Genomic DNA, 7,878 nt, shown 5'->3' on the forward strand with positions numbered 1-7,878 from the left:
TTATTAGTTTGTTTTTAGTTTTTTGAGCACAAGGATCAAAATTCCACTACAGTTAGATCAATAAGCCAACTTTATGTAATAAGCTCCTGTTCCCTTTTAAAATACCAATAATTTACATTTATAGGTAAATCAAAATTTGAAGACAAATAATTAATGATACACTTAGTTCCAAAATCTAATTCAGAACTGACAATAATGATTTGATGTGATTCATTAATCTCCTCACCGTAAAGTTGAACAAGATAAAATAAAGAATGAGGGTAGAAGCAAAATCAATTGTTAACCTCTACCCACTTTTTTATTGTACTTAACTATTTTATTTTTACTAATTAGTCCATATAAAGTACTTTACACAAACATTTTTTGAAGAAGCCCCTTTTTCCATTCTGTTAGTGTATTTAATTTTGTTTGTTCACTCTGAATTTTTTTGTCCAAGGTTCTAAAGAAGTTTGCTATTTTTTGTTGTTCTTTAATTTCAGGTATAGGGATAGTCATCTTGAAAAAATCCGAATCTTTTATGCTAACACGGTCATGTCTTGCTCCTTGATCGCTATTCTCATAAATGAAGCGATACCATCTATCACTTTTAAAATAATAGGCAAGAAAATCGCTATCTATCGATTTAGAAACTTTAAAGCATAAATAAAGCGGGGAAACAACACCTTTATCTTTAAACAAATACTTATTTATTGGCCCGTAAGGAGCATCTGTAGATTTTCTTGGATTATAAACAAAATCCCCTTGTTCTAATACATAATATCCATCAATATTATCAATGTTAGCAATATCTTTATCAAAATAGTCCCTTTGAGCAATTAGACCTTCTTTAGCAGAATTGGAGATAACATTAGTGATTTTACCATTCTTGTTCTTTTTAGTAATTTTATTAGCAAACTTCCCTAGTGTATCATACTTCCAATTTGGGAATTCTTGTCCATCATCGTCTTTAAACCGAATCTTTTGTGAATAAACTTTCTGAAGCATGCCTTTTTTGTATAACTGTAAAGCTTCAACCTTTTCCCGCTGTTTCTCAATTTTTTTATCAATGAGCGAAAAGAATGCAGAAATTTTTTGTTGTTCCTTTAGAGAAGGTATCAGAAATGAGAAAGTAGCATACTCGGAAGAATTGATACCTGGCTGTCCAGAGCGCATAGACATTACTTTAACCCAATTTTTATATATCTCTCTTTGAGTTTGATAAAATACAAATTTAGCATCGACATTACTTTTAATGTGAGCTTTAATTAAGAATCCAGCATAATATAATTTTCCATCATCAGAAGAATACAAATAAGTTTTGCCTGTACTTGCCCCAGTACGAGCAAATAATATATCGTTTTCTCCCACTAAGTATTCGTCAGATAACTCTCCTAGCGGTGAAACTATATTTTCGGGATTATAGCGATGGGTCTTTTCATCAATATCCGTGATTCTTATATATTTATTTACTCCGTCATACTCTGTTGCTGCTGCATTCATTCCATAACTAAGTGATTCCGAAACATCACCCAAAGTAGTTAATTTCCAAGGTTCTTTGAAATTAAAAAATCGTAAATCGGGCACGTTTTTCATTTTATTTTCCCCTCACAATCCGAGTTCTTTTAGATAAACTGCAAGCTCTTTGTCAATTGCCGCGATCTCATCATCGATTTCTTTTAGACGTTGTTGAACCGCTTCAATGTCAATTTCCTCTTCCTGCTCGAATGTATCAACATAACGAGGAATATTTAAGTTAAAGTCGTTCTCTTTTACTTCTTCAAGTGATGCAACATAGGAGTATTTCTCAATTGTTTCACGTTTAATATAGGTATCAATGATTCTTTCAACATCTTCTTCACGTAGAAGATTTTTATTCTTTCCTTTTTCAAAGTGCTGTGAGGCATCAATAAACAAGATGTTGTCCTCATGTTCTCTACATTTTTTGAAAACTAAGATGCATGTTGGAATCGGTGTACCATAGAAAATATTTGCTGGGAGTCCAATAACAGCATCTAAATAATTTTTTTCTTCAATCAAGTATCTACGAATTACTCCTTCAGCAGCTCCACGGAATAGGACACCATGTGGAAGAACGACAGCCATCGTACCATTATCATCAAGATGATAAATCATGTGCTGAATAAAGGCAAAATCAGCTCTTGATTTCGGAGCTAACTTTCCGTACGCGCTGAAACGTTCATCATCCAAAAACTTTGGATCTGCACTCCACTTCGCACTGTATGGTGGATTAGCAACAATAGCTTCGAACTTCATACCTAAGTGTTGTGGGTCTTCTAAAGTATCGCCATTACGAATATCAAAGTTTTTATACGATACATCATGAAGTAGCATATTCATTCGTGCTAGATTGTACGTAGTCGCCGTTAACTCTTGACCATAAAATTTTCGAACCTTTGCTTCTTTTGCAACACGTAATAAAAGCGAACCCGAACCACAGGTAGGATCATATACGCTTTTTAAATCTGATTTTCCTACTGTAACGAGTTTAGCCAGAACTTTAGATACTTGCTGTGGTGTATAAAACTCCCCAGCTTTTTTCCCTGCATTTGCAGCGAATTGTGAGATTAAATATTCGTAAGCATCACCTAACACATCAATCTCAATATCATCGTGAAGAAATGGAATTTCATTTATACTGACCATGACTTTAGCTATTAATTTTGAACGTGATTTCACATCACGACCAAGTTTAGATGAAGTAAGATCCATATCATCAAACAGATTATCAAAATCTTCTTGGCTTTCAGCCCCTAAAGTTGACTCTGTTACTGCATTAATGGCATGTGATAATAATTCAATATCAAATGTTTTTTCTTTTATTGCTTCAATCATCGATGAAAATAGATATTTAGGTTCAATAACATAACCAATTTGTGTAACAAGTTCCTCTTTTAATGCTTCGCGATATTCTTCATTTTCCCATGCTTTTTTGTAAGAAAGGTTATCTTCTTCAAGTAATTTTTGTACACGCATCTCTGTTTTTTCTGAAAGATAACGATAGAAAATCAAACCAAGTATGTAATTTTTAAATTCGTAGGCTTCCATTTGACCACGCAAATCATTCGCCATATTCCAAAGTTTTGTATGTAATTCCTCTTGTTGCTTTTTTTGCTTTAATGTTGGTGTCATTTCTAGTCCTCCTGAATTGCATTGAGCATAATTTGTTTAATGATCATTTCCTCTAATTGTTGTCTTTGAGTCATTAATAATTTCTTTCGAATTAGCAATTGATACATTCTCCCAATACGTTGTTGTTGTTCTCTTGTTGGAAGAATTACTTTTAATTCCCTTAACATTTGAATAGAAAGCGCAGAAACAATTGATCCTTGAGTTGCAATCCGTAGCTGTCGTTGACATATTGGATGTTCATTAAAATACCATGCAAAGTAATAAGAATTCAACTTAGTTGTGTCTACTTCCACAATAGCAAAATTTGATGGAATAATTTTCCCTACATGTTGATTTGTCACAACAACGGCTTTCCGTGCAATAAGATTAATTAAAACCATATTCTCTGCTGTTAGTACTATTTGATTTTGTTTTTGTTTATCTACTTCAGCAAATTGTTCTTCTTCTCTCGATGAAATTTGAAATCCAAGACTTTCGTTCATTTCTTTCATCGTGAAAAGAGAAAATCGCTCTGACATAGTTGGATTGGTCGGTTGTATTCGGGAAAGGGTAATTCCTTGAGACACATTCGCCAATTGCCCTAAAAGCAAACTTCCACCCCCTTTTTGCTATTTTTCATAATAACAAAAATACATGGTTAAAATATACAAATCGAGTAGGAGGGGGTGACTAACCCCCGACCTCTCACACCACCGTACGTACCGTTCGGTATACGGCGGTTCAATTAAGTATGACGTAGTGCTTGATATCTTTCGAATAGACTTCTTAACCCTCGACGGTTCCAATAGGAGTTGTCGAGGGTTTTGTGTAGAATGGGACTGCAGGCAATCCGCCAATATTTCTTGCGTGTATTGCCCCATTCGAATGCTTTATGGCTTGGAACCCCTAATCCTCTGAGTTTCCGAATTCTTGTTTTCGGGGTTTTCCATTCTTTCCACAAACACATTCGAAGCCTTCGTCTAATCCATTCATCAAATTCTTTGAACTTACTTGGTGTTTCTGCCAAGGCAAAATATCCGCACCATCCCATTAAATACTTGTTCAGTTTCTCAATCCTTTTCTCCATTGGATACGGTTTCGACCTTGATGTAATTTCACGGATCTTGTTCTTCAAACGTTTCACACTTTCGTTCGCAATTCGTACCTTTGGAGTCTTATTGAGTGTGAAGCTGAAACCGAGAAACTTCCGTTTCCAAGGACGGTCTACCGCCGATTTCTCTTTATTTACCTTGAGCTTTAACTCCTTCTCGATAAAGTTCGTAATGGAATTCATGACACGAATTCCTGCTTTCTTTGTTTTCACATAGATGTTACAGTCATCCGCATTATTAAAAATAACATTAAGAATATTTTTGAGTATTGTCATAAATAAAATCTAAAATCTGTTTAACCATCTTTCTTTTCTTTAAAAAAGGAGCCTTTATAGAATCACTGATTTCATCTATTGGAGCTACACCGCTATATTCATATTCCTGAATGAAATAGCTGACTTTTTCTTCTGCCACATTCATTTCTTCAGCTAACTGTTTAATTTCATACTCCCGCTGCTCATTTTCGAATTCTCTGAATGAATCATCGACCGAATCTTGATTGCTAAGATTAGGGGCAACTTGTTCCAAGAATTTTTTAATAAGATCTACTTTCAATCGAAGTTCTTCGTTATCAGCTCGATCTAGTTGTGTTTTAATTTCTTTAATCGCTTTATCCCGCTCATCTACATCATCAAAATTAATGTTACGAATCAAATTCATGATGTAGCTAACGTTAATTTTATCTGTATGCATCAATTCAATCGCAAAATCAATATCAGACAAAATCGATACTTTCTCTCGTTCACGCCTTACTTCATCGTAAATTCGAAGATACTTGCTTTTATAATCTTGATAAGTTTGCTCACTCAAACCAAGTATCGATTCATCAAATTCAAATTCATTAAATGTTTGGAGCCTAGACAATATTTTTGTTAATTCACGGAAGCTTATGATAAACGCATGTTTTTCTTCTTCGCGTTCTAACTGGTCAACTGCTTGAGGTGTATTAGCTAATGCCTTCAACTCTTGTAATGCTTGAAGGAATTTATCTAGGTAACTATCATAACTCTCCATCAGAACGGTATCGACGCTATTTGTTTGAGAAAACAGCTTAATTGCTTCGTCTGTTTGTTCCTTCAAATTACGATAGCAGACAATATTACCATGTGGTTTTGTCGACTTTTCAACACGATTTGTTCGGGAAAAAGCTTGAATTAACCCATGATGTTTTAAATTTCGATCTACATAAAGAGTGTTTAATGTTTTACTGTTAAAGCCAGTTAAGAACATATCGACGACAAGCAAAATATCAATTTGGACCGTTTTTACCTTTTTTGAGACGTCTTTAAAATAACTATCGAATGTATCAGTTGAAAAATTCGTGCCAAACATCTTGTTATAATCAGCTATTATTCGTTCTAAGCAATCACGAGAATGTTCATCTTTACCTTCACTCTCTTCATTCGCACCATATGTAAATATAGCAGCAATCTTTAAGTCATGATCTATCTTTTTAAAAGTATCATAATACTTTACAAGCATTGGAATGCTTTGAACAGTGAAAATAGCATTGTAGGTTTTGTTACGTGTTTTGGCATTATGATGTTGAATAATGTGTTCAGCAACCATTCGGATTCGATCATCGTGCATCCAAACTTCATCGGTATCTATGCCTTCTACACGTGTTGTATCAGATTCATCAACCTTATCTTTGATAGTATTTATATACTCAACAGAAAACCCAAGTACGTTGCCGTCGTGAATCGCATCTTTAATAAGATAGGTGTGTAAACATTTTTCAAATAAATCTGCCGTAACTCGACCATCTTGGCTTTTGTTTTCTTCAAAAAGAGGTGTACCCGTAAATCCAAAGAATTGTGCGTTGATGAAATGCTTGGTAATAATTTTGTGCATTTTACCAAATTGAGAACGATGGCATTCATCAATAATAAAAACTACTTTATCTTTTTTATACTGTTCCATTAACTTTGCATGTTTTGGAGATTTAATAGCATTAGCCATCTTTTGAATAGTAGTAACAATTAATTTTTTGTTAGCATCTTTTATTTGCTCAACAAGCTTATTTGTATTTTCCGTCATATCAATTGAATCGGGTTCGAATTTATTAAATTCTTCAATAGTTTGAGTATCTAAATCCTTTCGGTCGACAAGAAAAAAAACTTTTTTTATAGACGGTTCTTGAGAAAGAATTTGACTCGCTTTGTATGAAGTTACTGTTTTCCCGCTGCCGGTTGTATGCCATATGTAGCCATTGTTATTAGTTTCAAAGGCACGATGAATCAATGCTTCAACAGCATATACTTGATATGGACGCATAACCATTAAGTTCTTATCTGTTTCATTAATAATCATGTAGCGTGCAATCATCTTAGCTAAATGGCAACGCTGTAAAAAAGAAGCCGCAAATTCACTTAGTGAAGTAATTCGATTATTTTCTGCATCTGACCAGAAGAAGGTGTGACTGAACAAAATTTCGCGATCGGAGTTGGCATAATACTTAGTGTCTACTCCATTACTGATGATAAAAAGCTGTAAATAGCGATATAAACCTTGATAAGAGTGCTTCCGATAACGTTCAATCTGATTAAATGCTTCTTTAAAGTCTAATCCTCGACGCTTGAGCTCTATTTGTACCAATGGCAAACCGTTTATAAGCAGCGTTACATCATAACGGTTTTTGTACTTTCCTTGAACAGTTGTTTGATTCGTCACTTGGAATATGTTTTTACACCATTCTTTTGTATTAAATAATTCAATATACACTTCCGTTCCATCATCTCGAACCAAAACCTGCTTATCACGTAAAATTTTTGCGCTTTGGAAAACACTCTTACCCGCGATTTGTAGTAAAATCCGTTCAAACTCTTTATCACTCAACGGTTTGTTATTTAAACGCTTAGCGTTGTACTTATTGAGTTGATGACGAAAATTCCTCATTAAGTCAGCTTCATCATTAATTGTGATTCTTTCATAACCTTGTTTCACAAGTTGATTAATTAACTGCTCTTCAAGCTGTGCTTCACTTTGATACCCCATATATAACACTCTCCAGTAAATCATCCTTAATAATTTCATGTTTAATAAATTGTATTTGTCTTTATTTTAAATGAATTAACTGACTAATAGAATGCATTTGACAAAATCCGACAAAATACACTATGACTAATTTACTATTAAAGTCATTATCTTACATCCCCTATCATTTTTACACAGCTATTCGTTCAAGTACAAAGACCCTATAAAGCTGAAAAATTACACAAAATTTCTCTCTCCACCACCATTTTATATGTGAAGGGGTACCCCTGCCGTTTCATGCCCCACCCCTTTTTCTAACCGATATTTATCCATTTCGGATGAATATCGGTTTTTTTGTTTTTTACAGAGACGACTAGCTTGGTGAAAGGAAAGCAACTGAAAGGAGATGATGGATCATGACCATGAGAGACAAAGAAGAAAAACAAAAATTAAAAAAGGGAGGAAGAAGATATGCATAAACAACTCGCTTTAATTCTTGTGAAGTCAAAAGAAATGGATAAGTGGGTGCCTGTTCAATTTCTTATTAAATACGGTATTAACAACGTCAATATTCTCGACCTAGAAGATAAAGTCCTGCGGTAATATGTCAAGGTGAAAAATCATAGAAATTGGAAATTCCCTTGTCCGATGATCCGAAAAAAGGCAATACTGAAGAAACCCA

The 7,878-nt window shown here is 34.1% G+C and carries 5 protein-coding genes and 1 pseudogene; 1 reads left to right on the forward strand and 5 read right to left on the reverse strand.

The features are described from left to right. Positions 1-348: 348 nt before the first annotated feature. The 5 genes and pseudogenes from FB379_RS06670 to FB379_RS06690 all read right to left on the reverse strand — a co-directional run bounded on the left by FB379_RS06670 (position 349) and on the right by FB379_RS06690 (position 7,217). Positions 349-1,572 carry a restriction endonuclease subunit S gene (locus FB379_RS06670; protein WP_144597559.1) on the reverse strand — a complete coding sequence of 408 codons (1,224 nt, stop codon included), beginning with the start codon at positions 1,570-1,572 and terminating at the stop codon, positions 349-351. A 12-nt stretch (positions 1,573-1,584) separates the two neighbouring features. Beyond that, positions 1,585-3,129: a type I restriction-modification system subunit M gene (locus FB379_RS06675; protein ID WP_144597561.1), complete on the reverse strand. Its 1,545-nt coding sequence runs from the start codon at positions 3,127-3,129 to the stop codon at positions 1,585-1,587. A 2-nt stretch (positions 3,130-3,131) separates the two neighbouring features. Next, positions 3,132-3,719: a restriction endonuclease subunit S gene (locus tag FB379_RS06680; protein WP_144597563.1), complete on the reverse strand. Its 588-nt coding sequence runs from the start codon at positions 3,717-3,719 to the stop codon at positions 3,132-3,134. A 134-nt stretch (positions 3,720-3,853) separates the two neighbouring features. Next, positions 3,854-4,453 (reverse strand): annotated as a pseudogene (locus tag FB379_RS06685) (group II intron maturase-specific domain-containing protein); the annotation flags it as partial. A 16-nt stretch (positions 4,454-4,469) separates the two neighbouring features. After that, complete coding sequence (locus tag FB379_RS06690; RefSeq protein ID WP_144597565.1) at positions 4,470-7,217, reverse strand: type I restriction endonuclease subunit R; 2,748 nt, start codon at positions 7,215-7,217, stop codon at positions 4,470-4,472. A 450-nt stretch (positions 7,218-7,667) separates the two neighbouring features. On the opposite strand from FB379_RS06690, the gene FB379_RS18975 reads away from it, so the two are divergent. Continuing rightward, a complete protein-coding gene (locus FB379_RS18975) occupies positions 7,668-7,799 on the forward strand; it encodes a hypothetical protein (RefSeq protein ID WP_277874795.1) in 132 nt (43 codons plus the stop codon). Positions 7,800-7,878: the final 79 nt, after the last annotated feature.

This window comes from Aeribacillus composti (genome assembly GCF_007827555.1).
Taxonomy (GTDB): Bacteria; Bacillota; Bacilli; order Bacillales; family Aeribacillaceae; genus Aeribacillus; species Aeribacillus composti.

What these genes read in the sequence shown, in the direction of transcription:
- FB379_RS06675 (WP_144597561.1), bottom strand. Translation starts at nt 3,129, where the DNA reads ATGACACCAACATTAAAGCAAAAAAAGCAACAAGAGGAATTACATACA.
- FB379_RS18975 (WP_277874795.1), top strand. Translation starts at nt 7,668, where the DNA reads ATGCATAAACAACTCGCTTTAATTCTTGTGAAGTCAAAAGAAATGGAT.
- FB379_RS06670 (WP_144597559.1), bottom strand. Translation starts at nt 1,572, where the DNA reads ATGAAAAACGTGCCCGATTTACGATTTTTTAATTTCAAAGAACCTTGG.
- FB379_RS06690 (WP_144597565.1), bottom strand. Translation starts at nt 7,217, where the DNA reads ATGGGGTATCAAAGTGAAGCACAGCTTGAAGAGCAGTTAATTAATCAA.